Annotated in this window: 26 protein-coding genes and 2 tRNA genes; 18 read left to right on the forward strand and 10 right to left on the reverse strand. The window is 61.9% G+C overall.

The annotated features are described in order from the left end of the window. The 5 genes from GSQ88_RS35695 to GSQ88_RS16835 all read left to right on the forward strand — a co-directional run. The coding region (locus GSQ88_RS35695; RefSeq protein WP_246784827.1) for an NTP transferase domain-containing protein at nt 1-971 on the forward strand (971 nt) is incomplete at its 5' end. A 281-nt stretch (nt 972-1,252) separates the two neighbouring features. Next, the gene (locus tag GSQ88_RS16820; RefSeq protein ID WP_159008954.1) at nt 1,253-1,609 is read left to right on the forward strand and encodes a DUF4189 domain-containing protein; all 357 of its coding nucleotides are present in this window, start codon (nt 1,253-1,255) and stop codon (nt 1,607-1,609) included. Nucleotides 1,610-1,713: 104 nt separating this feature from the next. Then, a complete protein-coding gene (locus tag GSQ88_RS16825; RefSeq protein WP_159008832.1) occupies nt 1,714-2,124 on the forward strand; it encodes a DUF2000 family protein in 411 nt (136 codons plus the stop codon). A 70-nt stretch (nt 2,125-2,194) separates the two neighbouring features. After that, entirely contained in the window at nt 2,195-3,502 is a 1,308-nt protein-coding gene (locus tag GSQ88_RS16830; protein WP_246784842.1) for an adenylate/guanylate cyclase domain-containing protein, read from the forward strand. Between the two features lie 153 nt (nt 3,503-3,655). Continuing rightward, nucleotides 3,656-4,570 carry a PhzF family phenazine biosynthesis protein gene (locus tag GSQ88_RS16835; protein ID WP_159008833.1) on the forward strand — a complete coding sequence of 305 codons (915 nt, stop codon included), beginning with the start codon at nt 3,656-3,658 and terminating at the stop codon, nt 4,568-4,570. A gap of 98 nt (nt 4,571-4,668) precedes the next feature. Here the strand turns inward: GSQ88_RS16835 and GSQ88_RS16840 are convergent, their stop codons facing one another. Further along, nucleotides 4,669-5,130 (reverse strand): DUF488 domain-containing protein, encoded by a 462-nt coding sequence (locus tag GSQ88_RS16840; protein ID WP_159008834.1) that lies wholly within the window; start codon nt 5,128-5,130, stop codon nt 4,669-4,671. A 29-nt stretch (nt 5,131-5,159) separates the two neighbouring features. Further along, a complete protein-coding gene (locus GSQ88_RS16845; protein ID WP_159008835.1) occupies nt 5,160-6,005 on the reverse strand; it encodes a DUF72 domain-containing protein in 846 nt (281 codons plus the stop codon). 274 nt (nt 6,006-6,279) lie between these two features. Here GSQ88_RS16845 and GSQ88_RS16850 point away from each other — a divergent pair, with 274 nt between their 5' ends. Further along, nucleotides 6,280-6,474, forward strand: a complete 195-nt coding sequence (locus tag GSQ88_RS16850; protein ID WP_159008836.1) for a DUF2934 domain-containing protein — start codon at nt 6,280-6,282, stop codon at nt 6,472-6,474. A 51-nt stretch (nt 6,475-6,525) separates the two neighbouring features. After that, complete coding sequence (locus GSQ88_RS16855) at nt 6,526-6,972, forward strand: DUF2214 family protein (protein ID WP_159008837.1); 447 nt, start codon at nt 6,526-6,528, stop codon at nt 6,970-6,972. A 34-nt stretch (nt 6,973-7,006) separates the two neighbouring features. Here the strand turns inward: GSQ88_RS16855 and GSQ88_RS16860 are convergent, their stop codons facing one another. Further along, nucleotides 7,007-7,186 (reverse strand): hypothetical protein, encoded by a 180-nt coding sequence (locus tag GSQ88_RS16860; protein WP_159008838.1) that lies wholly within the window; start codon nt 7,184-7,186, stop codon nt 7,007-7,009. Nucleotides 7,187-7,376: 190 nt separating this feature from the next. Here GSQ88_RS16860 and GSQ88_RS16865 point away from each other — a divergent pair, with 190 nt between their 5' ends. The 3 genes from GSQ88_RS16865 to GSQ88_RS16875 all read left to right on the forward strand — a co-directional run bounded on the left by GSQ88_RS16865 (nt 7,377) and on the right by GSQ88_RS16875 (nt 10,922). After that, nucleotides 7,377-7,742: a hypothetical protein gene (locus GSQ88_RS16865; RefSeq protein ID WP_159008839.1), complete on the forward strand. Its 366-nt coding sequence runs from the start codon at nt 7,377-7,379 to the stop codon at nt 7,740-7,742. Between the two features lie 536 nt (nt 7,743-8,278). After that, the gene (locus tag GSQ88_RS16870) at nt 8,279-9,412 is read left to right on the forward strand and encodes a glycosyltransferase (RefSeq protein WP_159008840.1); all 1,134 of its coding nucleotides are present in this window, start codon (nt 8,279-8,281) and stop codon (nt 9,410-9,412) included. A 7-nt stretch (nt 9,413-9,419) separates the two neighbouring features. Beyond that, the gene (locus GSQ88_RS16875; RefSeq protein ID WP_159008841.1) at nt 9,420-10,922 is read left to right on the forward strand and encodes a glycosyltransferase family 39 protein; all 1,503 of its coding nucleotides are present in this window, start codon (nt 9,420-9,422) and stop codon (nt 10,920-10,922) included. 262 nt (nt 10,923-11,184) lie between these two features. Here the strand turns inward: GSQ88_RS16875 and GSQ88_RS16880 are convergent, their stop codons facing one another. The 3 genes from GSQ88_RS16880 to GSQ88_RS16890 all read right to left on the reverse strand — a co-directional run bounded on the left by GSQ88_RS16880 (nt 11,185) and on the right by GSQ88_RS16890 (nt 12,845). Further along, nucleotides 11,185-11,694 carry a DUF7919 family protein gene (locus GSQ88_RS16880; RefSeq protein ID WP_159008842.1) on the reverse strand — a complete coding sequence of 170 codons (510 nt, stop codon included), beginning with the start codon at nt 11,692-11,694 and terminating at the stop codon, nt 11,185-11,187. 134 nt (nt 11,695-11,828) lie between these two features. Continuing rightward, entirely contained in the window at nt 11,829-12,116 is a 288-nt protein-coding gene (locus GSQ88_RS16885) for a hypothetical protein (RefSeq protein WP_159008843.1), read from the reverse strand. A gap of 342 nt (nt 12,117-12,458) precedes the next feature. Next, a complete protein-coding gene (locus GSQ88_RS16890) occupies nt 12,459-12,845 on the reverse strand; it encodes a hypothetical protein (protein WP_210253833.1) in 387 nt (128 codons plus the stop codon). 234 nt (nt 12,846-13,079) lie between these two features. On the opposite strand from GSQ88_RS16890, the gene GSQ88_RS16895 reads away from it, so the two are divergent. After that, nucleotides 13,080-14,078, forward strand: a complete 999-nt coding sequence (locus GSQ88_RS16895; RefSeq protein ID WP_246784828.1) for an acyl-CoA desaturase — start codon at nt 13,080-13,082, stop codon at nt 14,076-14,078. Nucleotides 14,079-14,795: 717 nt separating this feature from the next. Here the strand turns inward: GSQ88_RS16895 and GSQ88_RS35270 are convergent. Then, entirely contained in the window at nt 14,796-14,936 is a 141-nt protein-coding gene (locus tag GSQ88_RS35270; protein WP_210253834.1) for a hypothetical protein, read from the reverse strand. Nucleotides 14,937-15,308: 372 nt separating this feature from the next. Between GSQ88_RS35270 and GSQ88_RS16900 the strand changes: the two genes are divergently transcribed. The 4 genes from GSQ88_RS16900 (at nt 15,309) to GSQ88_RS16915 (ending at nt 18,257) form a co-directional block, all read left to right on the forward strand. After that, nucleotides 15,309-16,433 (forward strand): DUF2778 domain-containing protein, encoded by a 1,125-nt coding sequence (locus tag GSQ88_RS16900; protein WP_159008846.1) that lies wholly within the window; start codon nt 15,309-15,311, stop codon nt 16,431-16,433. Nucleotides 16,434-16,631: 198 nt separating this feature from the next. Then, a tRNA-OTHER gene (locus GSQ88_RS16905) sits at nt 16,632-16,698 on the forward strand. A 7-nt stretch (nt 16,699-16,705) separates the two neighbouring features. Beyond that, nucleotides 16,706-16,769: transfer RNA gene (locus GSQ88_RS16910), tRNA-Tyr, on the forward strand. Between the two features lie 336 nt (nt 16,770-17,105). After that, on the forward strand, nt 17,106-18,257 hold the full coding sequence (locus tag GSQ88_RS16915) for a slipin family protein (RefSeq protein WP_159008847.1): 1,152 nt from the start codon (nt 17,106-17,108) through the stop codon (nt 18,255-18,257). 78 nt (nt 18,258-18,335) lie between these two features. Here GSQ88_RS16915 and GSQ88_RS16920 read toward each other — a convergent pair whose 3' ends face one another. Beyond that, nucleotides 18,336-19,811 (reverse strand): amidase, encoded by a 1,476-nt coding sequence (locus GSQ88_RS16920; RefSeq protein WP_159008848.1) that lies wholly within the window; start codon nt 19,809-19,811, stop codon nt 18,336-18,338. A gap of 275 nt (nt 19,812-20,086) precedes the next feature. Here GSQ88_RS16920 and lepB point away from each other — a divergent pair, with 275 nt between their 5' ends. Next, nucleotides 20,087-21,337: a signal peptidase I gene (gene lepB / locus GSQ88_RS35990; protein WP_159008849.1), complete on the forward strand. Its 1,251-nt coding sequence runs from the start codon at nt 20,087-20,089 to the stop codon at nt 21,335-21,337. Nucleotides 21,338-21,420: 83 nt separating this feature from the next. Here the strand turns inward: lepB and groL are convergent, their stop codons facing one another. Together groL and GSQ88_RS16935 are read right to left on the reverse strand one after the other, a co-directional pair. Next, the gene (groL, locus tag GSQ88_RS16930) at nt 21,421-23,064 is read right to left on the reverse strand and encodes a chaperonin GroEL (RefSeq protein WP_159008850.1); all 1,644 of its coding nucleotides are present in this window, start codon (nt 23,062-23,064) and stop codon (nt 21,421-21,423) included. 83 nt (nt 23,065-23,147) lie between these two features. Next, complete coding sequence (locus GSQ88_RS16935; RefSeq protein ID WP_159008851.1) at nt 23,148-23,465, reverse strand: co-chaperone GroES; 318 nt, start codon at nt 23,463-23,465, stop codon at nt 23,148-23,150. 382 nt (nt 23,466-23,847) lie between these two features. Between GSQ88_RS16935 and GSQ88_RS16940 the strand changes: the two genes are divergently transcribed. Together GSQ88_RS16940 and GSQ88_RS16945 are read left to right on the forward strand one after the other, a co-directional pair. Then, the gene (locus tag GSQ88_RS16940) at nt 23,848-24,132 is read left to right on the forward strand and encodes an usg protein (protein WP_159008852.1); all 285 of its coding nucleotides are present in this window, start codon (nt 23,848-23,850) and stop codon (nt 24,130-24,132) included. A 161-nt stretch (nt 24,133-24,293) separates the two neighbouring features. Continuing rightward, nucleotides 24,294-24,848: a cupin domain-containing protein gene (locus tag GSQ88_RS16945; protein WP_159008853.1), complete on the forward strand. Its 555-nt coding sequence runs from the start codon at nt 24,294-24,296 to the stop codon at nt 24,846-24,848. Nucleotides 24,849-24,994 lie beyond the last annotated feature (146 nt).

The following is a 24,994-nucleotide window of genomic DNA, read 5'->3' on the forward strand; positions in this document are numbered from 1 at the left end:
AATTGCTGGGGTTGGGCGCTGAACTGGTGATCGTGTTCGGGGCGTCGGCGATCGCCGACCGCCGCGATGTGATTCCAGCGGCGCTCGAAGCAGTCGGCGGCGAGATCGAGCACTTCGGCATGCCGGTCGATCCCGGTAATTTGCTGATGATCGGCAATGCCGACGGCGTCCCGGTGCTGGGCGCGCCCGGCTGCGCGCGCTCGCCGGTCGAAAACGGCTTTGACTGGGTGCTGACGCGATTGTTGGCGGGCCTCGAGGTGACGCGCGCGGACCTCACCGGCATGGGGGTCGGCGGCCTGCTGATGGAGATCGTGACACGGCCGCAGCCGCGCAAGCCGGCGGGCTCGGAAGGCAACCGCAATGTCGCGGCCGTGATCCTTGCCGCCGGGCGATCCACCCGGATGGGCGGTCCGAACAAGCTATTGGCGGAGCTTGCCGGCAAGCCGCTGGTGCGGACCGTGACCGAACAGGCGCTGGCATCCTGTGCCTCCGGCGTGATCGTGGTCACCGGACACCAGGCCGGCGAGGTCGAGAAAGCGCTGGCGGGGCTCAAGGTCAAGTTCGTGCGCAATCCGGATTTTGCCGCGGGATTGGCCAGCTCCGTCAAGACAGGCATTGCCGCGGTGCCCGCCAATGCCGACGGCGCGGTGGTGTGCCTCGGCGATATGCCGCTGATCGATTCGCGCCTGATCGATCGGCTGATCGAGGCGTTCGCGCCGGATCGTGGCGAACTGATCGCGGTGCCCGTCAGCGACGGCAGGCGCGGTAATCCGGTGTTGTGGTCGCGGCGCTTCTTCACGGAATTGATGGCGCTCGACGGCGACATCGGCGCCCGGCACCTGATTGCCAGGCATGCCGAGGCGGTGGCGGAGGTCCCGGTCGAGGGCCACGGCGCGTTCCTGGATATTGACACGCCAGAGGCGCTGGCCGCCGCCCGGCAGACCAAGCGGCAGCCCGAGCGGCTGTCGTAAGAGCGGGCGCTGTAGGCCGTAGGGTGGGCAAAGCCACCGGGTCGCGCGAATGCGCGCCCGATGACAGGCTCCGCGTGCCCACCGCTGCTTGCGATTGTTTGAGTTGGTGGGCACGGCGCTAACGCGCCTTTGCCCACCCTACGAAGTCCTCGCCTGCGCGCGCGGCCGTTATTTTCAACCTCTCGTTCACCAAGTGGAAAGTTCCCTGCGCTAGGTTTTCCCCGATACGACCTCGGGGGAGGGGAAACTTGACGTTTTTTTCGAAACTGCAGCGCCGCGCGATGTTTGTCTTCGCGCTGACCTTGGCGCTGGCCGGAACGCGCTTTGCCACCGAAGCCTGGGCCGCCGGTTCGTTCGCGATCGGCAAATGCGGCGCCTATGGCCAGGCCTTCGATTATGCCGGCGAAGCCCGCGCGCGGGCCGCCGCACTTAAGCAGTGCAAGGGCGAATGCACCGCGGTGACCATGAAGCGCGCCTGCGCGGCGCTGTCGATCGACATGAAAAATCCCTGCGGCGCCTACGGCTATGCGGTCGAACAGCACATTTCCAATACGCTGAATACCGCGACCCGCAGATGCTATGAATTCGGCGGCAAGGAATGCGTGATCCGCGCCTGGGCCTGCGACGCCAAGGGCTAGCTTTAAGGGCTAGCTTTTATCACGAGAGACCATTTGTATGGATCTTCGCTTTCGGGTTCGCGCGTGCGCGCCCGGAACGACGTCACTCTCGCGGGAAGCCCTCCATGCAATTCGATACCAAGATCGCGGTCGTGATCCGGACCGATCTCGAGCCGTGGCAGAAGCTCAACGTGGCCTCGTTCCTGGCCGGTGGCGTCGCCGCGGCGTTTCCGGAATGCATCGGCGCGCCGTATCAGGACGGCTCGGGCACGCTCTATCTGTCGCTGATCGGGCAACCGATCCTGATCTATGGCGCCGACCGGCCGCAGCTTTCCCGCGCGCTCGAACGGGCGCTGGCGCGAAATGTGAAGCCTGCCCTCTATACCGAGGATATGTTCAAGACCACGCATGACGCGGCCAACCGCGACGTGGTCAAGGCCGTGATCCGCGCCGAACTCGATCTGGTAGGACTTGCGATGCGCGCCGAGCGCAAGATAATCGACAAGATCGTTGATGGACTGAAGTTTCACAATTAGCCGGCCTCACCACGACGCCGTGCGCCAGGAGCCGACCGTGGCCAGCCGAAAAGATCCAGCGATCCGATGGCTGCGGCGCTTGATCCGGCGGCGACAACACACCCCGGCGCTCGCCCAATATCACGACGCCCTGACCCGCGAAATCCTTCTCACCGAACGGATCCGCATCAAGGCCGTCATCAGTATGGGCTCGCTGTTGATCGCGGCTACCACGCTGCTGCATCTTCTCGCGCCGTCGGTACTCGACCGCATCACCCATGGCCGGTTCGATCTGTTGCCGCAGTTTGCGGTGTTCGTTCCATTCCTCCTGTTCGAGCTGGTTGTGCTGCATTTGCTGAGCCGGCGGCTGGCGATGCACCAGGATGTGCCGACGCTGCGCCGATATCTGTCCGCCCTGATCGAAACCAGCGTGCCGACCTATGTGCTGTATCTGGACATGAACTGGATGGGCCCGGCGCAGGCGCTGGGCTATGCCGCGCCGCTGGCGTATTTTCTCTTCATCGTGCTCTCGACGCTGCGGCTTGATTTCTGGCTATCGACATTCACGGGCTTGGTTGCTGCCGCCGAGCTGTTGGCGATGGCGATGTTGTATCACCCGCCGGGTTTTGCCGCCGAGCCGCCGGCCGAATTCGGTTACGAGCTGATCCGCAGCGTGATGTTTCTGCTGGCGGGTATGCTGGCGGGCGCGGTCGGCATGCAGTTGCGGCATCAGTTCGAGGCGAGCATCGCGGCAGCCACCGCGCGGGATCGCGTCACCAATCTGTTCGGCCAGCACGTCTCGCCCGAGGTGGTCGAACGGCTATTGGTCGAAGGTGGCGACAGCCTGGGCGACATCCGCCGCGTCGCGGTGATGTTCGTCGATTTCCGCAGTTTTACCGCGGGAGCGCGGGTGCGGTCACCGCAGCAAGTGGTCGAGCGGCTCGACGGCGCGTTTGCGATCCTGGTCGATATTCTCGACCGCCATGGCGGCATCGTGAACAAGTTTCTCGGCGACGGCTTTCTGGCGCTGTTCGGCGCGCCGATCGAAACGCCGGATGCCGCCCGCCATGCGGTCGCCGCCGCGCGCGAAATGCTGGCCGCCAACGCGCGGGTCAACGACGCCACGAGCTGGCCGCTGCGCATCGGCATCGGCATTCACTTCGGCGAGGTGGTCGCCGGCAATATCGGCTCGCCCCGCCGCAAGGAATACACTGTGATCGGCGATACCGTGAATTTTGCCTCGCGGCTGGAATCGCTCAACAAGGAATTCAATTCGCAACTGCTGATCTCGTCGGCGGTTTGCGATGCGCTCGGCGACGACGGCCGTGACGCGGTGTCGCTCGGCGAGGTCCCGATCAAGGGCTATGACCGGCCGATGGCGGTGTGGCAGTTGGGGTAGACCAGCGGTTCAGCCGTTTCTATTTGAGCCGTGTTGCCCGGCGAACTGTTATTGCGACCGATCGAAATGTCCTCAGTGCAATTTACGAAATGACATTCCGGCGTCATGCGCGCTAGAAGATGAACATATCCAATTCGCGACGGGAGACCTTAGATGCAACGGCGTTACGTCACCGTGGACGTCTTTACCGATCGCGCGTTCGGCGGCAATCCGCTCGCGGTGGTCCTCGACGCCGGCGGGCTTTCGACCGCGCAGATGCAGGCGATCGCAACCGAGTTCAATTATTCCGAGACTACCTTCGTGTTGCCGCCGCAGGACGCCGCCCACGACGCCCAGGTCCGCATCTTCACGGTGCGCTCGGAAATCCCGTTCGCCGGCCATCCCAATGTCGGCACCGCATTCGTGCTGGCGGCGCAGGCATTGAGGCCGCCGGCGCGGCTGTTGTTTGAAGAAAAGGTCGGCCTGGTGCCCGTCGAAATCCTGACCCAAGATGGCAAGGTCGTCGGCGCCGAACTCACCGCGCCGCAACCGCTGAAGCGTTTGACGCTGTTCAGTGCCGAACAGGCGGCGGCCTGCGCCTCGCTGTCATCGGCCGATGTCAGGACCGATCGCCATCCGCCGCAGATCGTCTCGGTCGGGTTGCCGTTTCTGGTCTTTGAGGTCGCGACCCGGGAGGCGCTGCGGCGCGCGAAGCCGGATGCGGCGGCGTTCGCGCGGACGTTTCCATGCGATGAGAGCGATGCGGTTTATTTTTACACGCGCGATGTAGCCGATGACGAGGAGCCATGCGATCTGCAGGCGCGGATGTTTCATCCGGGATCGAGCGGTCTCTCCGAAGATCCCGCCACCGGCAGTGCCACCGTTGCGGCCGCGGCGTTGCTCGCGGATTTGTCGGGCGAGCGGGACGGCGAGCTCAGGCTGCGGATCGGGCAGGGCGTCGATATGGGGCGGCCCAGCCTGCTGCTGACCCGCGTGCGCATGCAGGCCGGCGCGATCGTGTCGGCCCATGTCGGTGGCGGCTGCGCGCCGATGATGCAGGGAACGTTTTGGCTGGCGGGCGACGACTAGAGCCGTTCCCGTTCCGATGAGATCGGAACGCGGCTCTAGTCTTTTGTTTTGACGCGTTTTCTTCACGCGAACCGGTGCCCACTTCGCTCGAAAACGCTCTAGACCTGCCGCGCCGCCAGATTTTCGATCTTCACGCCATCGCGGTGTTCGATGATCTCGGCGATCCACTGCCGGTGGCAGTGGGCGTGATCGCGCTCGTAGCAGAGGATGCAGACCGGGCCGGATTTCTTCACCAGCGCCGACAGTTCATCCAGCTCTTCCTTCGCCTGTGCGGTCTTCAGATGCGCGGCATAGATCTTGTGCAGCACGCCGAACTGGCCACTGCGCGCGGCCTCGCGGCCGCTCTTTGGCGTGCCGAGCCCCCGCAGATGCAGATAGGAAATGCCGCGCTCGTCGAGCCCGGCTGCCAACTGGTTCTTGGAGAATCCAGGCCGCCGCGACGACGCCACCGCACGCACATCGACCAATAGCTTGACGCCGGCGGCTTCGAGTTCGTCGAGCACGGATTTTGCCGGCGTCTGCTCGTAGCCGATGGTGAAAAGTTTCTTGGCCCTGGCCATCACGGCCTCCGGTTATTTCGGGATGAGGCTCACTTCACGCGCTCGATCAATTCCATCGCGCCGGCCGGCGCCCGCACCTTGCCTTCGTGGATCACGTAAGCGTAGACGTCGCGCGGAATCTTCTTCGGGACCGTGGTGTCGACCCGCGGCAGGTCGTCGGGTTCACCGCCGTCGGCCCAGGCCTGAAATCGCGTCGCCCAGGCGTCGAGCTGCTTGGGCGGATAGCAGGTCTTCAGTTCGTCATTGCCCTTTTGCAGCCGGGCATAGACGAAATCGCTGACGACATCGGCAATCGCGGGATATTTGCCGTGCTCGGCAAACACCACCGGCGTCTCGAACTGGCGCAGCAGCGCGATGAAATCGGGCGCGCAAAAACTGTCGTGGCGCACCTCGACCACGTGACGCAGCGCACGGCCCTCCAGCTTGCGCGGCAGCAATTCGAGAAACTTGCCGAAATCGGCTTCGTCGAATTTCTTGGTCGGCGCGAATTGCCACAGCACCGGGCCGAGCCGGTCGCCCAGTTCGAGCACGCCTGAATCATAAAACCGCTTCACGGAATCGCCGGCTTCCGCCAGCACCCGGCGGTTGGTGGCAAAACGCGGGCCCTTCAGCGAGAACACGAAGCCGTCGGGCACCTCGCGCGCCCATTTGCGAAAACTCTCCGGCTTCTGTGAGCCATAATACGTGCCGTTGATCTCGATCGAGGTCAGTTTCGAGGCGGCATATTCCAGCTCTTTGGCCTGCGTCAGTTTTTCCGGATAGAACACCCCGCGCCACGGCGCGAACGTCCAGCCGCCGATGCCGATATAGATGTTGCCGGTCTTTAAATCGTATTTGGACGCGGTCTTTGAAGCTGCCTTGGGGGTCTTGCTCAATTGCAGTTCTCATCAGCTGGAGAGGGCGGGTCGCGGGGCCGGAGCCTAATCAAATCGCAAGCCCTTGACCAGTTCACCTCGGCCCGCGTCCGCGCCGCAACATCGGCGTCCGGTCCGCGCGGGCGCGGCCGCTCGCCCCACAGGAACAACTTTCAAATCGACGAATTGGTCAGTGGGTCAGGCTCGGAAGCCTGGCCTACACGGCCTGCCTCCGAAACCTTTAAAGCCCTCCGCGGCGGGTCGTGCGCACTCAATCCAACGCCCGAGGCGCACCATGGAAAAACCCACCGAGGACCAGATCAGCCAACGCGCGCGCGACATCTGGGAACGCCATCACCGGCCGGACGGAAGGGATGATGAGTTCTGGCATCAGGCAGAAAAGGAATTGCGGGACGAGGATGGTCGCGGCAATAGCGAGAGCAATCCCGAATCGATCGCGCCCGAGACGCCGGGCGTGTTGCCGGGTTGATTTCCGCACGTTACAACCGCCGCCGACACTTCGCTTCGAGAGGACGGCGTCATGGCGTGGCCCATCATTGTCGCGTGGATCCATTACATCGGGATCATGCTGCTGCTTGCGAGCCTGCTCGGCGAGCATCTCCTGCTCAAGCCGGAGCTGACGGCAGCTCAAGCCGGGACGATCCAGCGGCTCGATATCGTCTATGGCGCGTCAGCCGCGATCGTGCTGGTCACCGGGATTTGGCGGATGTTCCTGGAGAAGGGGGCCAGCTACTACAACCACCAGATCGCGTTTCATATCCTGGTTGGAATTTTCGTGATCGTGGCGTTGCTGTCGATTTATCCGACCGTGATCTTTCTGCGCTGGCGACCCGATAGTGTTGCCGGCCGTGGCCAGCAATTGGCGCAGGCCCAATTCAAGAAGATTCAGATGATCGTGCGGCTGGAAATGACGTTGCTGCTGCTGGCGCCGTTGTTTGCGACCTGGATGGCGCACGGCAGCTTCTGATCGTTGCAATCCGCAAATCGGCCGCGGCCACCCCTCAGGCGACCGCGACGGCGATCGGCGGCGTTTCGCCGTCGAGCCAGTCCTGCTCGTTGGCCAGCGAGAGCCAGGCGTCTTCCATGCGCTTGTAGCGCAGATAGCTCGGATGATCGTCCGCACGCTCCGCGAGACGCTGGCAGTTTTCAGCATTTTCACGGAAATGATCTGATTGCTTCATGACTTCCTCCTTCCCTAAAGGTAGGTACCAGGCCGACGAGTGCCAACGATATCTCGGGATGAAATGTTGGTAACGTCGCGTATCCGGGTTCCTTTCCAGTTCAGGTTCCCATCAATGTGGGTGAAACCCGCGCAGTGCGGCCTTACGCGGATCGCTGGTTCCGGCTAAGATGCAAAAAAAGGAGAACAAGATGCGGATATTTGTTGCGGCGGCGTTGATGTTGGCCGCTACCGGCGCGATGGCCGACGAGATCGGCGATGCGCACAAGGAAGCGATCACCGGACGCGATACCTACTGGAATTGCCTGGCCCAAGAGTATCAGACCTATGCGAGGGACAACACCAAGGCGGTGTCCGGGCCGGATTTCACCAGCCATATCGCCGATGTCTGTCCCTCCGAGCGGCAGAATTTCCGGGTGTCGCTGGTCGGTTTCCTCACGCTGCAATTCCCCGATGTCGATGCCGGAGACCACATGACGACAGCCAACAAGGCCATCGCCCTGGCGCAGAAGGATATCGTCACCGCCTTTATCAAGCATCAGGAAGCCGCCAAGTAGCCGCCTGCCAAGTAGTGCGGCACTAGATCCTGTGAAGCTATCTCGGAACGTCATCCTGAGGAGCGCGCACTTGCGCGCGTCTCGAAGGATGGCCGCGAGCACGGCTGAACAGCATCCTTCGAGGCTCGCACCGGACAGCGCAAGTGCGCTGCCGGGAGAGCTCGCACCTCACGGGGCGAACGCAATTGCGTTCGTCCCGGGGATGACGGCGTCGATTGTTTCGCGGCCTCACCAGCAGGCCAGTTCGGTTGAACGGGTCCCGGCCAATATCCTCGCGCCGGTGTGGCCCCCCTTGCGGAACGCGCTGGTCGTCCCCATCTAGTTAACAACGGCGACGTTGATGCTTCATAGCTCCGGCGCTGGAACGACCACGGAATAGCTCGGTAGCGCCGGATGTACGCGCGCCCTCTGTTCGTGGTCGTTGGCATTTTTGGGGCCCTTTTGGGCCCGTTCTAGGCCTCTTTCCCCCCGTTTTTGGGCTACCGGCGCGTTACCCCTGCTTGGCATTATCTGGGCCTGCGGATATACGCTGGCGCATGAATGAAGCCATCAGACCGGGCCCCGAAAGCCCGTTGCAGGCCGCCACGGCGCCTCAGCTTTCGGTCGTCGTCCCCACCTTCAACGAGCGCGACAACGTCACCACGCTGTACCGGCGGCTGGAAACGGCGCTGACCGGCATCGCCTGGGAAGTCGTCTTTGTCGATGACAATTCCCCTGACGGCACCTGGGAAGTGGTGCGCGGTCTCGCGCGCCAGGATAGCCGCGTGCGCTGTATCCGGCGGATCGGGCGGCGCGGCCTGTCCGGCGCCTGCATCGAAGGCATCCTGGCCTCGAGCGCGCCCTGCGCGGCGGTGATCGATGCCGATTTGCAGCATGACGAGACCCAGTTGCCGAAGATGCTGGCGCTGCTGCAAACCGACAAGATCGATCTCGTGGTCGGCAGCCGCTACATCGAGGGCGGCAGCGCCGACAGTTTCAACAAGCAGCGCGCCGGCGCCAGCCAGCTTGCGACCGAGGTCGCCAAGCGTGCGCTGCGGGTCGAGATCGCCGACCCCATGAGCGGTTTTTTCATGATCCGCCGCGACCGCTTCGAGCAACTGGCGCCGCAGCTCTCGACCCAGGGCTTCAAGATTCTGCTCGACCTCGTCGCCACCGCGCGCGGCGAATTGCGGGTGCAGGAAATCCCCTACAGCTTCTCCTCGCGGCTGCATGGCGAGAGCAAGCTTGATTCCATGGTGGCGCTGGATTTCCTAGGGCTGGTGCTGGCGAAACTGACCCATGACGTGGTGTCGCTGCGCTTCCTGTTGTTCGCGATGGTCGGATCGATCGGCGTGTTCGTGCATTTCGCGACGCTGTACATCGTGCTGAAGGGCTTTGATCAGCCGTTCGCGGTGGCGCAGGGCTGCGGCGCTCTGCTGGCGATGACCAGCAATTTCGTGCTCAACAATTTTCTCACCTATCGCGATCAGCGGCTGAAGGGCTTTGCGATCCTGCGCGGGCTGTTGCTGTTCTATCTGGTGTGCGGCGTTGGCCTTGCCGCCAATGTCGGCGTCGCGTTCTCGGTCTATGCGCAGGAGCCGATCTGGTGGCTGGCGGGAGCCTCCGGCGCGCTGATGGGCGTGGTGTGGAATTACGCGATGTCCGGACTGTTCGTCTGGCGCAAGCGATGATGGTGCCATGAGCCCGCAGGACGCGCGGCTCGTCCGCAACACGGCCCTGACGATATCGGCGCTGGTGGTGTTGCGGCTGGTCGCTGCGGCCTTGACGCCGCTGACGTTCGACGAAGCCTATTACTGGATGTGGTCGAAGCATCTGGCCGGCGGCTATTACGATCATCCGCCGATGGTGGCCGTGGTGATCCGGCTCGGCACCCTGATCGCCGGCGATAGCGAATTCGGGGTGCGCCTGGTCTCGATCCTGCTGGCGCTGCCGATGAGCTGGGCGGTGTATCGCTCCGCCGCTATCCTGTTCGGTGGCGAAAGGATCGCTACGACCGCCGCCATCCTGCTCAACGTCACGATGATGGCGTCGGTCGGCACCATCATCGTGACGCCGGACGCGCCGCTATTGGTGGCCGCGAGCTTCGTGATGTTCTTTCTCGCCAAGGTGCTGGAAACCGGCCGCGGCGCGTGGTGGCTCGCGGTCGGTGCCGCGGTCGGCGCGGCGCTGTTGTCGAAATACACCGCGATGTTTTTCGGCCCGGCGATTTTGATCTGGCTGGTCGTGGTTCCCAAATTGCGGCGCTGGCTGCTCTCGCCATGGCCCTATCTCGGCGGCTTCGCAGCCCTCGCGATCTTTGCGCCGGTGATCCTGTGGAATGCCGATCACCATTGGGTCTCCTTCATCAAGCAGCTCGGCCGCGCCCGCATCGAGGGTTTTAGGCCCGCGTTCATCGCCGAATTGATCCCGACCCAGATCGCGTTCGCGACCCCGCTGGTGTGGCTGCTCGGCGCGATGGGGCTCTACGCGCTGTTGCGGCGCAACTCCGGCGCGCTGGCGGCGCGCGCTTTGATCAGTGCGACCTTCTGGACCATCGCGCTGTATTTCGTCTGGCATTCGCTGCATGCCCGCGTCGAGGCCAACTGGTTCGCGCCGGTCTATCCGGCGTTTGCGATCGCGGCCGCCGTCGCCGCCCATGTCGTGCCCTGGGATGCCCGCCGCAAGCGCCTCGCGGATTTCTGCCTGCGCTGGGCCGCGCCGTCCGGCGTCCTGATGTTCGTGGCGCTGATCGTGCAGGCCAACACCGGCGTGTTGTCAGGCTATCGCCGCGACGCCACCGTGCGCAGCGTCGGCGTCGGCTGGCGCGAACTCGCCAGCGAAATCGAAGCGGTGCGTGCCCGGACAGGCGCTACTTGCGTCCTGGCGCCGGATTACGGCACCACGGGCTGGCTGGCGTTCTATCTACCCAAAGGCACCTGCGTGTTGCAGCCGACCCAACGCATCCGCTGGGTCAACATGCCGGAGCCGGGTCCCGCGCAGCTTTCCGGCAGACTGCTCTATGTCGACGAGCTGCGCCCCGTCACCCCGCGCTATCTCGATGAAACATTTTCGCATATCGAGCGGGTCGCGGAACTGCCGCGCAAGCGCGGTCCGCTGACCATCGAGACCTATGGCCTCGATTTGCTCGACGGCGCCAAGCGCGACGTCCTCGACCATTCCCCGCCGCCGGAATTGGAGTAGAGTAAGCCTCGATCAGCAGGCCGCAGGGCGGATGAGCGCAAGCTACCGTTCGCGGTAATACCGTCGTCATCCTGAGGAGCGGCGTCTTCGCCGCGTCTCGAAGGATGATGTTCATCTCGGTGCTTGCGGCCATCCTTCGAGGCTCGCAAGAGCTCGCACCTCAGGATGACGGCTGAATATTTTGAAACGGCACCTTAGGCAGAGGTGATGGGTTTCGCGAAGAGCTCAACCCATCCTACGGGCTCATCTTACGGGCTATCGCTCACTCCGGCCCCTTGTGAGGCTTCTGAGTCGATCGGACGCGGACAGGCTTCTCAGCGGGAGCAGACGTCTTTCTCCACTCGATGCCCAATTTTTCAAGCTTATCAAAATACTCCTGACTTGATGGTGCTGGCCCGTCCTCCAATGCACGAATAAATTCAACAGGTGGCGTGTAACAATGCATCTTCATATAATGATAAATAAGAGTTGGCGCAGCGTATCTGTCCCCATCACGCGAAAATACGCGGATTTCTGAGGATCCTAGCAGAAGTTTTTCATCGTTCCTCTCCGCGTAATATGAATCTCCATGACAGAACTCGCACTCATGTATGCCGCGCGTTTGGCCAACTGAGATTTTGCAAAAGCTCCAAACCTTATCGAGTATTTCATCCGTCAGCTCTCCCCGCTCAAATTCATGTCCCAGGCCCAACCAACCGATATTTTTCGTCCCTAGGCGGTAGAGGTCTTGTCCCAGATAAGCATATTCCGATAGATCACTATAAAATGTCATTTCCTTCACCGTAGATTGGCAACGCAAGCGCCGCTGTTGCAGAAACCGCCGATTGCCGTCCCTGGTCGATTCCCTCTCGGCTACGAGTAGCGCCGATGCGGATTATCGTACCGAAGCGAGGTTTCCCAAGCACCTCACAGCGTTGCCAGTTCCTCCCTGATTTCCGGTATAATCTTCATAAGGACTTCTCGATCATGAGATATCAAAAACTCCGCAACAGCAGACTGCGCACGCTGCAACAACACGTCATAAGCCTCAAGAGATTTACCTAATTCCTCTCCGGTATTTGGTCCGTTCCCATAATCTTGTACTCTGGAATCCAGAGTGATTATTTCACCAACTACCGCTATCGTTTTCAGCGGGATACCCGCCTGGAAGATCAGCGGTGCCAGTGCTTCGGAGATCGAGCGAGCTTCAGTCATCTGCCTATGGCCCCAGAGATTTCAAGAACCGGAATGTGCCCAACGAGCTGTTCATCTGTACATTTAATCCGCCTGCGTTAAGCACGTTGCCGCAATAGGACAGACAGTTATTATTGGCCCGGGCATAGGTCCCGGTATCCGTTCCAATGAGACTGTTCGAATAATCCAGCCCGTAGGATGGGTTGAGCCCTTCGCGAAACCCATCGCACCGTATGATGAAGATCGGAATCTAAGATTAAGCGGAGGAGACGTTCTCGATCACGACAGGGCGTTTGGTGAACCTGGGGGTGAACACAGGCAGAGGTTGATGGGTTTCGCGAAGAGCTCAACCCATCCTACGGGCTAACTCTGACGTGGCAACAGATAGCGGACTGCCATCCCCACACCCGCAGCTTCGTCGACAATCACGGTATCGCCGGGCTTCAATTCGGCTCTCATCGCCTTGCTACATGCGTCCATCGATGCGCTATCGCCACGCAGCGCGCGGCACAATTCGTTGCCATTGATCAGGATCTCGGTTGCACGTTGCGCGTTGGCGCGCGACATCAGCGCTCGTATTTCATGACCGAAGTGATCGACGGACACCATCTTTGCCTCCCGCTTCTTGATGTCGGTTGTAAACGCGATAGCCACACTCTGCGTCAATAGGGAGGCATGGAGAGGCGACAAAACCCCATGCCAGAAATATTGAGAAACGGGCGCAAGATTCCGGCTCATGTTGTTATCCATGGCATGCCCGGCTGGGGTCGTTCAGTTTGATGCCATGCGCGAAGAGTGTACTGCGTCGTTTGCACAACTTACGCAGCTAGCCGCCAGCGTGGGCGGCACTTATCGCCGCTCCGGCCCCGCGTTCCCGCGGCCGATCGAGTCCTTGCTGGAAATGACCTGCGTCGGTACACTGCGTCGCAGAAGCGTTAAATTTTTTCCGTGAATGGATCAGTTGGAATGACCGCAGGTCGGAGCTTGGCGCCGGAAGAATTGGAGCCGGAAGAATTGGAGCCGGAGGCAAGTGTCGGAAGACTGCCGCCGGGCGTGATCGTCGAAGGTCCGGCGATAGACGCCAAGCGACGCGAATCCATTGTCATGTTCTGCATTATTTACACCGGTTCGGCGGCGGCGCTGGTCTGGGCGATCACGCAAGGCATCGGCCGGGTGGAGCTCGCGGTCTTTGTCGGCATGTTCTGGCTGACCATGTTCGGGATGGGCGCAGGCATGCATCGCCTGTTTGTGCACCGGAGCTTTCGCTGCGGTCCGGTCATGAGGGCGTTCTTCGCTGCGATCGCCACCATGGCGGTGCAGGGCTCGGTGCTCAAATGGGTCGCCAATCATCGCCGGCACCATCTTCACACCGACAAACCCGGCGATGTCCACAGCCCCTATTATGACGGCGTCGGTAACCCCCATGCCAGCTTCCTCAAGGGGATGTTGCATGCGCACGGCGGCTGGGTGCTCGACCATGCCGCTACCGACGCCGAATACTACGCCAAGGATATTCTGGCCGACCCGATCGCCATGTTCTTCGTTAAAACGCGCTGGTTCTGGTACGCGATGTCGGCGATTTTCATTCCGGGCGCCATCGGCTACGCATTTGGCGGCATCCACACCATGATCGGCTGCGTGCTGTTCTCCGGCATATTGCGTGCCTACCTCATGGTCCTCACTACCTCGCTGGTCAACTCGGTCTGCCATAGCGACGGTCGCTACGGTTACCGTCGCTATGAGCTTGATGATGGCACCACCAACGAATTGGTGACCACGATCCTCACCCTCGGTGAAGGGCTGCACAACAACCATCATCGGTTTCCGCGGGACGCCTATCTTTCGCACGCCTGGTACGAAATCGACGTCAATGGGCTGATTATTCGGGGGCTTGGCAAACTCGGGCTCGTGCACGACATTTTCATTCGCCAGGGCCCGCGCGCGTCGACGGTCCCGGCCGGGGAAACTTCGCCAGCCGAATAGCGGTGACAGCCCGTAGGATGGGTATCGCTGCGCTCCACCCATCCTGCGCGCTATTGACGGACCGCGCGGTTGCGAAATCGTTTGCTTCACCTCTCCATGAAATTTCTGATTTTCAGAAATTATTCTTGACTCCAGACCCAAATCACTTGCTTATTCCTCGCCATCCCGTCCCGAGAGAGGGGGCGTTGGCCATCGTCACTGACGTTGGGGCGGGGAGCGGTGGACGCTGATGCGCTTTTGACGAACGGCGCGTGAAGCGGACGGTTAAGTCGTGTGGTCCTGATGCCCCGATGCCGGCATCAAGTTCTTGAGAAGCTCACGCTTCTGAGGGGCGACGGTGACAACAAAGCATGGTCTCGCCGGGGAGAGCACGAGATAGACCGTTAAAACCATTGCGCAGGGAAGGCCGGACTGCTTCCGCTGAACCTGTATGCTCGTGTGCACTTCTTGCTATGTGCATCTTGGCACGCGAGACCGCGGGTGCAGCGCGCACCCGGTCTTCCCTGCGCCCTCTTTTTTTGGGCGAATGATTTTAGCAAACCTCGGGCGCATCGTGCCGCGAGAATGCGGAGTTGCGTCCGCACAGTACATCTCCGCCGTCATCGTCCGCGAAGGCGGACGATCCAGTATTCCGAGGAGCCCGTGATTGAACCTAGAACTCGCGGCGTACTGGATACTCCGCCTTCGCGGAGTATGACGGTAGTGGGTGGCGCATCGTCATTGCGAGGAGCGTTTGCGACGAAGCAATCCAATTCTTTCGTTGTTGCCCTGGATTGCTTCGCTATCGCTCGCAATGACGACGTTGAGACGATCGTTTGTGGCCTTTTCCTCAGACGGCGGCGGCGATGCGGCGCTCATCGCGTTTACCCGGAAAGATGGCACAATCAGGCATTTTTGCGGCGGCGAGATGAACGGTGCTCGGCCGGTTCCGCTCAGGATGCACGCGGCGTAATTCCTGAACGCGTTAAGCGGTTTTTATCCATACCGAAAATGCCGCGAGTGTCTCGCGGTGGGACAGATTAACCATGCCCCGGATACGCCCAGACTTAATCCGCATTTAACTAAAAGTCGCCTTAATGACGCTCCTCGCCTCTGCGAGATGTTCCATCGGAACTTTTCTAACGATGGCATTTCTCGCGCGGGTTTGCGCTCGAAGCTGCCACCGTTTTGCAGAATTTCGAATGCAGCCTGGAAGGGGAACAAGGTGGAACCAGTCTGGATGCAAGGCGTATGAGTACCAGTGTCAGTGCGTGTTATGACTTCGCGGCCCACACCCCTAGAGACTTTCGCCGCAAGAGCGTCTCGTACAATTTGTTCGGCAGCGCCGCGATTGCCTGTCTGGTCGTAGGCTGCGCGTGGACGGTCTATAGCAACATCTTCGCCGCGGGGATTTATCCATCCGCCGGCAATTTCGACGTCGCGGTGATCAAGCGATCGCCCGCGCCGGCCCGAAACATCCTGACGGCGTCCAACAGTTCAGTCGCGATGGAATCGCCGCCGCGGCTTTCCGCGCCCGCGAGCGTTGCGCAACAGCCGTCGTTTTCGTTCGACGATCGCTTTGCCGCGGCAGCTCCGCAATCCGTCGCAGCAGCCCCGCAGGCGTTCGCCGCCGCGCCGCAAGCCGCCTCACGGCCGCAGGTCGCCGCGCTAACGCCGACAGCACAGGAGCGCAAGGTCGCCGACGCGGTGCCGATGCCGTCGTCGCGCCCCACTGAGGCGCGCAAGAGTGCCGGGGCTTCGGTGCGCGACATGGCGCAACGCGCCAAGGCGGCCGTGATGTCGGTGGCGTCAAACGACAAGCCCGAGGCCCCGGCTAAGCCGCCGACGATCTTCGAGCGGCTGTTCGGCAAGTTCGAAACGAGCACGTCGAGCGCAGGATCGGCGCTGGCCTATGCGTCGGCCGACGCCAGCAGCACGTCCTCGCTTGGACCGGCCAGCCAGAACATCGCTTCCGTCGGCACCGGCGCGCTCTATGATCACCAGACCGCAGTGTACGATATTTCCGCGCATACCGTGTATCTGCCCGACGGCAGCAGGCTGGAAGCGCATTCCGGCCTCGGCTCCAGCCTCGACGATCCGCGCTCCGCCAGCGTTCGGATGCGTGGCGTGACGCCGCCGCATCTGTATGACCTCAAGCCGCGCGAGGCGCTGTTTCACGGCGTCGCCGCGCTGCGGCTCAATCCGGTCGGCGGCGAGGAAGCCATCTACGGCCGCGCCGGGCTGCTCGCGCACACCTTCATGCTGGGCCCCAACGGCGACTCCAACGGTTGCGTCTCGTTTCGGGATTACAACGCATTCCTGAACGCCTACCGCAACAAGGGCGTGCGCAGACTAGCGGTCGTCGCGCATCTGTGAGCTTGCGCGCGCGTGATGCTCATTGTGACGGGCGGGCCACAACACATTTTGAATCCCGAATAATTTTCGAAACAGGCTTGCAACCGCAAGATGCCTGGTTTATTAGCGCGGTCCTTCGCTAGGCCTTGGGTTCGGGCTCCTGTGATCCCCGACTGGCGCGGGCCGGTTTTGCGGTTTCGTGTTCCGCCGAATGAAGACGTAGCATGTAGCTCATGGAGAGCGTCGGGGTGACCCGAAGGCGCCGGTTCGATTCCGGTCTGTTGCACAACAAAGGATATATCAGTGGTAGAGCAGATGACTGTAAATCATCGTGACGCGGGTTCAAATCCCGCTCCAACGCTCCGGTTCAGCCTGAAAAACTGAATTCCCATTGAAGGGGACCGGACGCGCGCTTCAGTCGCGGTCCGGCCGTGTTGCCGCAAGGCTTTTCGTCCGAACCCAGACGCTGCAAGACCGGCTTTGCGCCGCGGTGGATACCGCTTGCGTTGACGCCGGGAGCTCCGTTCGACCGCTCGACATATGTCGGGCGATTGAGCGCGTGCGCCCGTCGTCGTGCAAGCTCAAACCCCGGCCCGTCGAACTTTCAGGAAGCCGTGTCCGCGTCCTCACTTTCCTTTGCGATGAAACCAGCTTTCCGGCGTGGTGCCGAAAAGCCAATGAAGGAGGCATGTCATGGCGCGGCATTTTCTGATGTTGCATGTGACGGTGAAGGATGGCGAGCGCGCGCTGTTGACGCGCAACGGCAGGCTTGAGCGGGTGCTCGAGCCCGGCCGCCATCGGCTGTTCGATCCGCGGTCTGAGCTTGCGGCCGAAATGTTTCAGGTCGTTCGCTCCGAATTTCCCGCGGAGCGATACGCGGTGATCCATGCCGCGCGGCCTGATCTGGCGGCCGATCTGTTCGAGGTCGTGGAGACCAAGGCGAACGAAATCGCCATCGTGAGCCTCGACGGGCGCCCGATGCAGGTGATGACGCCGTGGCAGGTGCGCGTGTACTGGAAGGTCGCGACGTCGGTCGATGCCGAGCGCATCGACGTGACGAGCGAACCCCGGGTCAGCGCGCATCACCTCGCGATGACCGATCGCACCCGCCTGGTGATCGTGACCGAGGCGGTGGTCGAGAACCACGAAGCCGGCCTGCTCTATGTCGAGGGCCGGCTGGTGGAGCGGCTTGCGCCCGGCCGGCATGCCTTCTGGAATGTCGGACGCAAGATCGAGGTCAAGCGCCTCGATCTTCGCCCGCAGGCGGTCGAGATCACCGCGCAGGAGATGCTGACCAAGGATCGTATCGCCCTGCGGGTGACGCTGACGGCGTTCCGCCGGATCGTCGATCCCGAGCGCGTCGTCAGCGCGGTGCCGGACGTGGATGCGTGGCTGTACCGGCTGGTGCAGTTCGCGATCCGTGAGGCGGTGGCCGGCCGCACGCTCGACGAAGTGCTTTCTGCGAAGGCGGCCCTCGATGCGGAGCTTCGGGACTATGTCCGCGCGCGTATCGCGGACTCCGGTGTCGAGGTCACCGAGCTTGGCGTAAAGGATGTGATCCTTCCCGGCGAGATCCGGGAGTTGGTGAACAAGGTGGTGGAAGCGGAGCGGGTGGCGAAGGCCAACCTGATCCGCCGCCAGGAAGAGACGGCGGCAACGCGGTCGCTTCTGAACACCGCCAAGCTGATGGAGGAGAACCCGCTGCTGCTGCGGCTCAAGGAGCTGGAGTCGCTGGAGCGGCTGGTCGAGAAGGTCGGACGGATCGACCTTCACGCGGGGGATGGGCAGGGCTTTGATGCCTTGCTCAACAAGCTGGTTCGCCTGAAGCCTGCGGAAGCCACGTGACAAGAAGGGTCGCCTGCGGGCGGCCCTTCGCTTTTTGCGAGACACATGCCGGTCGAATTCGACGTCACCCGCCGGCTATCAACCCGCATAACCCGGGGGCGGCACGAAGCCGCCGAACTGGCGTTCCAGAAGTGCGGCGAAGGCGATCGTCGTGCGATCCTCAAGGTAAGGTCCGATGATTTGCACCCCGATCGGCAGACCGGACGGCGAGCGATCGATCGGGGCTGCGGTCGCGGGGAGGCCGCATGTGGTGGCGGGGTCCGCCCACACGTAGCACGCATCCTCGAAGTTGTACGCCTTGCCGTCGATCTCGAGATGTCGCGCCTCGATCGGCAGCGAATGGCCGTGCGGGAATGCTGGAACCGAAGCGGGCGGGTACAGCACAATGTCCCACTCGCGAAACAACAGGCGCCACTGTTGTTGAAGCCGCTTGCGCGCCACATCGGTGATCATCCAATCGCGATGGCTCATGACCGTGCCGCGCATGCGCTCGGTTGCCAGCGCGTTGTCACCCGTCGCCAGCGCTGTGGCCGCGCGTTGCGCTTCATCATAACGCTCAGGCGCCAGGCGCGTGCTCTTGGCGGCGCCCAGCAGTTTCATATACAGCCGAGCCGACTCCGCGAGATCAGGCAACAACGCGCTGGCGTGAGCCACCTTGACGCCAACGTTGGCGAGCCGCTCCGACAATCGGCCGATCGCGGTGCGAACCTCGGTGCCAACAGGCATCATTGGATGGTTATCGATGACGAGAACGCGGAAATCGCCGAGATCGTCGTGGCGGGGCGGTGATAATGCCGACCGATAGCCGATGCCTTCGCGATCCTCGTCCGGGGCTGCGACCGCATCCAGCGCCAGTGCCAGATCGGCCGCGGTTCTGGCCATCGGACCGACCACGGCGAGGTCGCCATGGCCCGGCAATGGCGGCGAGGCGGGCGGGTTGTACCCCCGCATCGGGATCAGGCCGAGTGTTGGCTTGTGGGCGTAGACGCCACAGAAATGCGCGGGCATGCGCAGCGATCCGCCAATGTCGGAGCCAAACGACAGCGGCCCAAACCCGGCGGCGATGGCCGCCGCGGATCCGCCTGAGGACCCGCCGGGAGAGCGGCCGATGTCCCACGGATTGTTGGTCGTTCCGTAGATGTCGTTGTAGCTCTGGAAGTCGCCGAGACCGACCGGCACATTGGTCTTGCCGAGCACGATGGCGCCGGCGCTCTTCACCCGGGAGACAATGAGCGCATCCTCTTTCGGCACGAAGTCCCTGAACTGCGGAAACCCCCATGTCGTCGGCAGCCCGGCAATGTTGAAGGCTTCCTTGAACGTGATGGGGATGCCGAGCAGCGGCCGCTGTTCGCCGCGTGCCAGCGCGGCATCGGCTGCCGCAGCCGCTTCCCGCGCGCGTTCAAAGTCGCGAACCACGACCGTATTGAGGCGCCGATCCAAGGCCTCAATTCGCGCGATGGTATGTGCCGCAAGCTCCGAAGCCGAAATCCTTCGGGCCCGCAACGCCTCGGTCAACGCTTTGATGGTAGCGTAGTCCCACTCTGACGATGGCATGGAATGATCCTCTTGCGCCGATCCCTCGTATCACACTTAGCTGTGTTCTGCGTCCAATAGACCTATACGCAGGTTTAGCGACCCGGCTTTCCGACGGTCGGCACGGCCTAAACCGGCGGAAACACATGACATGAAGGGTCGTCTGCGGGCAGGCCTTCATCGTATCCCCGATTTTCTTTCGGTGATTTCGGCCGTACGTGATCAATGCCACACAAGATTCAAGCACGGTGCGCGATATTGGCGTTGCTCTGAAGATTTCCAGCCGGGATAATTTCATGAATTCATCCGAACAAACTGCCCAACCGTCGCCGTGGAGTTCAGTGTTTCTGAAGCCGGGTGATACCATCGAACGCATTCTGGCCGAGCGGCCGCGGCGTGGCGTGCTGCTGCTGGGAAGCGTGGGCTTGATGTCGGGCTCGGTGAGCCAGCTTCTCGGCTTCGGCATCCAGAACCACGCATTCGACTGGCGCATTGTCGTTGCTCTCGTGGTTGCCTGCGCGATCGGTGGCATCGTCAGCCTCTATATCGCGGCATGCGTGTTGAAATATTGCGGCAGGATGCTGGGAGGTCGCACGTCCGCCACTGACCTGCGCACGGTTGTCGCGTGGGGCATGACGCCGGGTATTCTGGGACTGGTCATCGCCGTGGCTCTCGCCGTTGTCGCCTCCGTCGCAAGCCGGGCAGGCGAGCCCGCGCCGGCGTGGATATTTTCGCTGCTGCAGACGAACATTCTGACCTGCGGAATATGGTCCGTGATTGGCTTTGCCAAGATGCTGGCGCGGGTCGAGGGATTCGGCTTCTGGCGAACCGCCACGGCCTGCATTCTCGGCGGGATCCTGACCCTCGTCCTGTCACTGTCGATCGCGGTAGGCATCCGTACCGTGCTGTTCCAGCCGTTCAGCACGCCCAGCCATGCGATGAATCCCACCTTGCTAGTGGGCGACAATTTCTTTGTCTCGAAGTTTTCCTATGGCTACACCCACTATTCGATCCCGTTGTCGCCGCACTGGTTTTCCGGGCGTATCTTCGGGACCGACCCGGCGCGCGGCGACGTCGTGGTGTTTCGCGTCCCGAAAGACGATAGCGTCGATTACATCAAGCGCGTGGTTGGTCTGCCCGGTGACCGCATTCAGGTGAAGCAGGGCGTGCTCACCATCAACGGCACAGCGGTGAAACGCGAGCCAATGGCTGATTTCGTCGGCGACGGCTCCTGCGGGGAAAATGCCGCCGCCGCAGTGAAGCGCTGGCGCGAAACGCTGCCCAACGGCGTCAGCTATGAAACGCTCGATTGTGTGGAGAACGGCCTTTACGACAACACCAGGATTTTCGAAGTGCCGGCCGGCCAGTTCTTCGCGCTGGGCGACAATCGCGACAACTCGACCGACAGCCGCCTAGCCACGTTTGGCACGATCCCGTTCGACAATCTGGTCGGCCGTGCCCGGATGATCTTCCTCTCGGTCGCTCCAGCGTCAGGAGAAGCGCCGTCGGTCGCGCGTCCCGAGCGATTGGGCCAGATGATTCGTTGAGGTGTGTCGCCCTCTCGCCCAAACAAAAACCCCGGCATCGCTGCCGGGGTTTTGCATTCTGTGAACTTGCCTGAGTGGCTGGATCAGAAATCCATGCCGCCCATGCCGCCGCCGGGGGGCATGCCGCCGCCGGCCGGGGAGTTCTTCTTCGGCAGTTCGGCCACCATGGCTTCGGTGGTGATCAGCAGTGCCGCAACCGAAGCTGCGTTCTGGATCGCCGCACGGACCACCTTGGTCGGGTCGATGATGCCCTTCTTGACGAGATCGCCATATTCGCCGGTCTGCGAGTCGAAGCCGTACGCATACGACTTGTTCTCGAGGATCTTGCCGACGATGACGGAACCGTCTTCGCCCGCGTTGATCGCGATCTGGCGGGCCGGAGCGGACAGCGCCTTGCGCACGATCTCGACGCCGGTCTTCTGGTCGTCGTTCTTGGTGCGCAGGCCCTTGAGCTGCTCGGAAGCACGGAGCAGGGCGACGCCGCCGCCCGGGACGATGCCTTCTTCAACCGCGGCGCGGGTCGCATGCATCGCGTCATCAACGCGATCCTTGCGCTCCTTCACTTCGATTTCGGTCGCGCCGCCGACGCGGATCACCGCGACGCCGCCTGCGAGCTTGGCCAGACGCTCCTGCAGCTTCTCGCGGTCGTAGTCCGAGGTGGTTTCCTCGATCTGCGCCTTGATCTGTGCAACGCGGGCTTCGATGTCGGCCTTCTTGCCGGCGCCGTTGACGATGGTGGTGTTCTCCTTGTCGATCATCACCTTCTTGGCGCGACCGAGCATGGCAATCGTGACGTTCTCCATCTTGATGCCGAGGTCTTCCGAGATCGCCTGACCACCGGTCAGAACGGCGATGTCCTGCAGCATGGCCTTGCGGCGATCGCCGAAGCCCGGAGCCTTCACAGCAGCAACCTTGAGGCCGCCACGCAGACGGTTGACGACGAGGGTGGCGAGAGCTTCGCCTTCGACGTCTTCCGCGACGATGACCAGCGGCTTGCCGGTCTGCACCACGGCTTCGAGCAGCGGCAGCAGTTCGTTGAGGTTGGAGAGCTTCTTTTCGTTGATCAGGATGTAGGCGTCGTCGAATTCAACGCGCATCTTGTCGGCGTTGGTGACGAAGTAGGGCGAGATGTAGCCGCGATCGAACTGCATGCCCTCGACGACGTCGAGTTCGGTCTCGAGCGACTTGGCTTCTTCAACCGTGATGACGCCCTCGTTGCCGACCTTCTTCATGGCGTCGGAGAGGAACTTGCCGATTTCGGCATCGCCGTTGGCGGAGATGGTGCCGACCTGGGCGATTTCCTCGTTCGAGGTGACCTTCTTGGAGTTCTTGACGAGGTCGGCGACGACGGCTTCCACCGCCATGTCGATACCGCGCTTCAGATCCATCGGGTTCATGCCGGCAGCAACCGACTTGGCGCCTTCACGGACGATCGCAGCCGCCAGAACGGTCGCGGTGGTGGTGCCGTCGCCGGCAGCATCAGCGGACTTGGAGGCCACTTCGCGCACCATCTGCGCGCCCATGTTCTCGAACTTGTCCTCAAGTTCGATTTCCTTGGCGACGGTGACGCCGTCCTTGGTGATGCGGGGAGCGCCGAACGACTTGTCGAGCACGACGTTGCGGCCCTTGGGGCCGAGGGTAACCTTGACGGCATTGGCGAGGATGTCGACGCCGCGCAGCATGCGGTCGCGAGCCTCGACGCCGAATTTGACTTCTTTAGCTGACATATTTGTTTTCCCTGAGTTGAATTTGGCTCACCCTTCGAGTGGCGCCCGCAGGCGCTCCTCAGGGCGAGCGTGTGCGGCGTGAATTAAGCGGCCTTCTTCTTGGCAGCCGGAACGTCGGTGAGGACGCCCATGATGTCGCTCTCTTTCATGATCAGGAGCTCCTGGCCGTCGAGCTTGACCTCGGTGCCCGACCACTTGCCGAACAGGACGCGGTCGCCGACCTTGAGGTCGATCGGGATCAGCTTGCCGGCTTCGTCGCGGCCACCCGGGCCAACGGCGGTGATTTCGCCCTGCGAGGGCTTTTCCTTGGCACTGTCCGGAATGATGATGCCGCCAGCTGACTTCTCTTCGGCGTCGATACGCTTGACCACAACGCGGTCGTGAAGCGGACGGAAATTCATGCAGTCCTCCTAAGCTTTTGAAGATGTTGTCGAGTTTTTGCAGATTGGCAGTCACTGCCGGCGAGTGCCAGCGCGACTGACGTGGACATAATCCAGACTGCTGAGGGGGACAAGTGCCTGTAGCAGATTTTTTGGCACTCAAATATGACGCCTGCCAACTTTGTTCCGTATCCTTAACGCGGCGGAAAAGCCCGGAGTCTGCGCGTTAGCACTTGCGGTAAGCTGCTGCTAACGCAACAAATTTCAACGTTTCATTAAACATTTAAGCTTGTGATGGGTGGGTATCGTGCGTCACATTTCTCTCATGTGAGCGCGTCTCCACCGGGTGGCTCCCGGATGGCCAGCCACCCCTTGAAAATGCGCTCCAGCAATGGAGGTTGGCATGGTCTCGCGGGTTGGCGTTTCCGAGGATTTCCGGAAACAAGTGCTGGGGTATGGGCTGACGACGGCGCAAATTCTCTATCGATTGCCCGATCATCCCTCGTTGTTACAAACCTATGTCTGGCAGAACTACGATCTGTTTCCGAAATTCCCGGCGCTGAAGGATTTCCTGTCCTTCTGGCAGGAAAAGCTGGAGGGGCCGCTGTTCTCGGTGACCGTGGCGCATTCGAAATTGATAAAGCCCGCCGAACTGCGCGCTGTTGATGGCGTGTTCCGGCTGCATTGAGATCGCAGCTTCGAGGCTTCGTAGGGTGGGCAAAGCGTAAGCGTGCCCACCAAGCTTACCTCAATGCTAGGGATGGTGGGCACGGCGCAAGGGCGCCTTTGCCCACCCTACGAAGCTGCATTTGTGCTAACCTTTTCGGACAACGGAAAGGGAGAACGTCAATGGCCAAAAAGAAGCCGACGCGGAAATCGAACAAGCCGACCGCGCGTGCCGCCGCCAAAACCGCCGCGCAGAAAAAATCGCCGGCGCGCAAGGCGGCTGCCAAATCGACCGCGCGCAAGAAGCTGAAGAGCAAGGGCCGCGCGACAGCACCGGCGAAGCGCGCGCGTCCCAAGCAACGCATCGCCATCAGCCATCACCGTGAGGAAGATTTCAAGGCCGACGGCCTGCGCGCCTACGCGCATTACCGCGACCTCGGCGTCGCCGATGCGAGTCACGGCGTTGCGCAAGCGCATGTGATCCGGTTGATCGGGCCATGCAACCCCGCGGAAGTGTCAAAGCTGCATTTCCATCACGTCGACTTCCAGATGGTCTACGTGCTGAAGGGCTGGGTGAAGACCTACATGGAAGGGCAGGGCGAAACGCTGATGCAACAAGGCAGCGCCTGGACCCAGCCGCCGAAGATCAAGCATCTGATCCTGGATTATTCCGACGACGTCGAATTGCTGGAAGTGATCCTGCCGGCGGAGTTCAAGACGGTGGAACTGGCGAGCTGAAGCGCGTCAATCTCAAGTTCGTCATTCCGGGGCGTGCTCTTGCACGAGCCCGGAATCCATAGCCCCTGTATCTGAGTTCAACACCAAACGCTGTCGCAGGGGTTATGGATTCCGGGCCCACGCAAAGATGCGTGTCCCGGAATGAC

The sequence above is a fragment of the Bradyrhizobium sp. S69 genome (assembly GCF_009766005.1).
Lineage (GTDB): Bacteria > Pseudomonadota > Alphaproteobacteria > Rhizobiales > Xanthobacteraceae > Bradyrhizobium.

What these genes read in the sequence shown, in the direction of transcription:
- GSQ88_RS16870 (WP_159008840.1), top strand. Translation starts at nt 8,279, where the DNA reads ATGAATGAAGCCATCAGACCGGGCCCCGAAAGCCCGTTGCAGGCCGCC.
- lepB (WP_159008849.1), top strand. Translation starts at nt 20,087, where the DNA reads ATGAATTCATCCGAACAAACTGCCCAACCGTCGCCGTGGAGTTCAGTG.
- GSQ88_RS16840 (WP_159008834.1), bottom strand. Translation starts at nt 5,130, where the DNA reads ATGGCCAGGGCCAAGAAACTTTTCACCATCGGCTACGAGCAGACGCCG.
- GSQ88_RS16935 (WP_159008851.1), bottom strand. Translation starts at nt 23,465, where the DNA reads ATGAATTTCCGTCCGCTTCACGACCGCGTTGTGGTCAAGCGTATCGAC.
- GSQ88_RS16825 (WP_159008832.1), top strand. Translation starts at nt 1,714, where the DNA reads ATGCAATTCGATACCAAGATCGCGGTCGTGATCCGGACCGATCTCGAG.
- GSQ88_RS16860 (WP_159008838.1), bottom strand. Translation starts at nt 7,186, where the DNA reads ATGAAGCAATCAGATCATTTCCGTGAAAATGCTGAAAACTGCCAGCGT.
- GSQ88_RS16890 (WP_210253833.1), bottom strand. Translation starts at nt 12,845, where the DNA reads ATGGATAACAACATGAGCCGGAATCTTGCGCCCGTTTCTCAATATTTC.
- GSQ88_RS16940 (WP_159008852.1), top strand. Translation starts at nt 23,848, where the DNA reads ATGGTCTCGCGGGTTGGCGTTTCCGAGGATTTCCGGAAACAAGTGCTG.
- GSQ88_RS35270 (WP_210253834.1), bottom strand. Translation starts at nt 14,936, where the DNA reads ATGAGCGCCGCATCGCCGCCGCCGTCTGAGGAAAAGGCCACAAACGAT.
- GSQ88_RS16900 (WP_159008846.1), top strand. Translation starts at nt 15,309, where the DNA reads ATGAGTACCAGTGTCAGTGCGTGTTATGACTTCGCGGCCCACACCCCT.
- GSQ88_RS16855 (WP_159008837.1), top strand. Translation starts at nt 6,526, where the DNA reads ATGGCGTGGCCCATCATTGTCGCGTGGATCCATTACATCGGGATCATG.
- GSQ88_RS16875 (WP_159008841.1), top strand. Translation starts at nt 9,420, where the DNA reads ATGAGCCCGCAGGACGCGCGGCTCGTCCGCAACACGGCCCTGACGATA.
- GSQ88_RS16865 (WP_159008839.1), top strand. Translation starts at nt 7,377, where the DNA reads ATGCGGATATTTGTTGCGGCGGCGTTGATGTTGGCCGCTACCGGCGCG.
- groL (WP_159008850.1), bottom strand. Translation starts at nt 23,064, where the DNA reads ATGTCAGCTAAAGAAGTCAAATTCGGCGTCGAGGCTCGCGACCGCATG.
- GSQ88_RS16920 (WP_159008848.1), bottom strand. Translation starts at nt 19,811, where the DNA reads ATGCCATCGTCAGAGTGGGACTACGCTACCATCAAAGCGTTGACCGAG.
- GSQ88_RS16850 (WP_159008836.1), top strand. Translation starts at nt 6,280, where the DNA reads ATGGAAAAACCCACCGAGGACCAGATCAGCCAACGCGCGCGCGACATC.
- GSQ88_RS16820 (WP_159008954.1), top strand. Translation starts at nt 1,253, where the DNA reads ATGTTTGTCTTCGCGCTGACCTTGGCGCTGGCCGGAACGCGCTTTGCC.
- GSQ88_RS16835 (WP_159008833.1), top strand. Translation starts at nt 3,656, where the DNA reads ATGCAACGGCGTTACGTCACCGTGGACGTCTTTACCGATCGCGCGTTC.
- GSQ88_RS16880 (WP_159008842.1), bottom strand. Translation starts at nt 11,694, where the DNA reads ATGACATTTTATAGTGATCTATCGGAATATGCTTATCTGGGACAAGAC.
- GSQ88_RS16915 (WP_159008847.1), top strand. Translation starts at nt 17,106, where the DNA reads ATGGCGCGGCATTTTCTGATGTTGCATGTGACGGTGAAGGATGGCGAG.
- GSQ88_RS16885 (WP_159008843.1), bottom strand. Translation starts at nt 12,116, where the DNA reads ATGACTGAAGCTCGCTCGATCTCCGAAGCACTGGCACCGCTGATCTTC.
- GSQ88_RS16945 (WP_159008853.1), top strand. Translation starts at nt 24,294, where the DNA reads ATGGCCAAAAAGAAGCCGACGCGGAAATCGAACAAGCCGACCGCGCGT.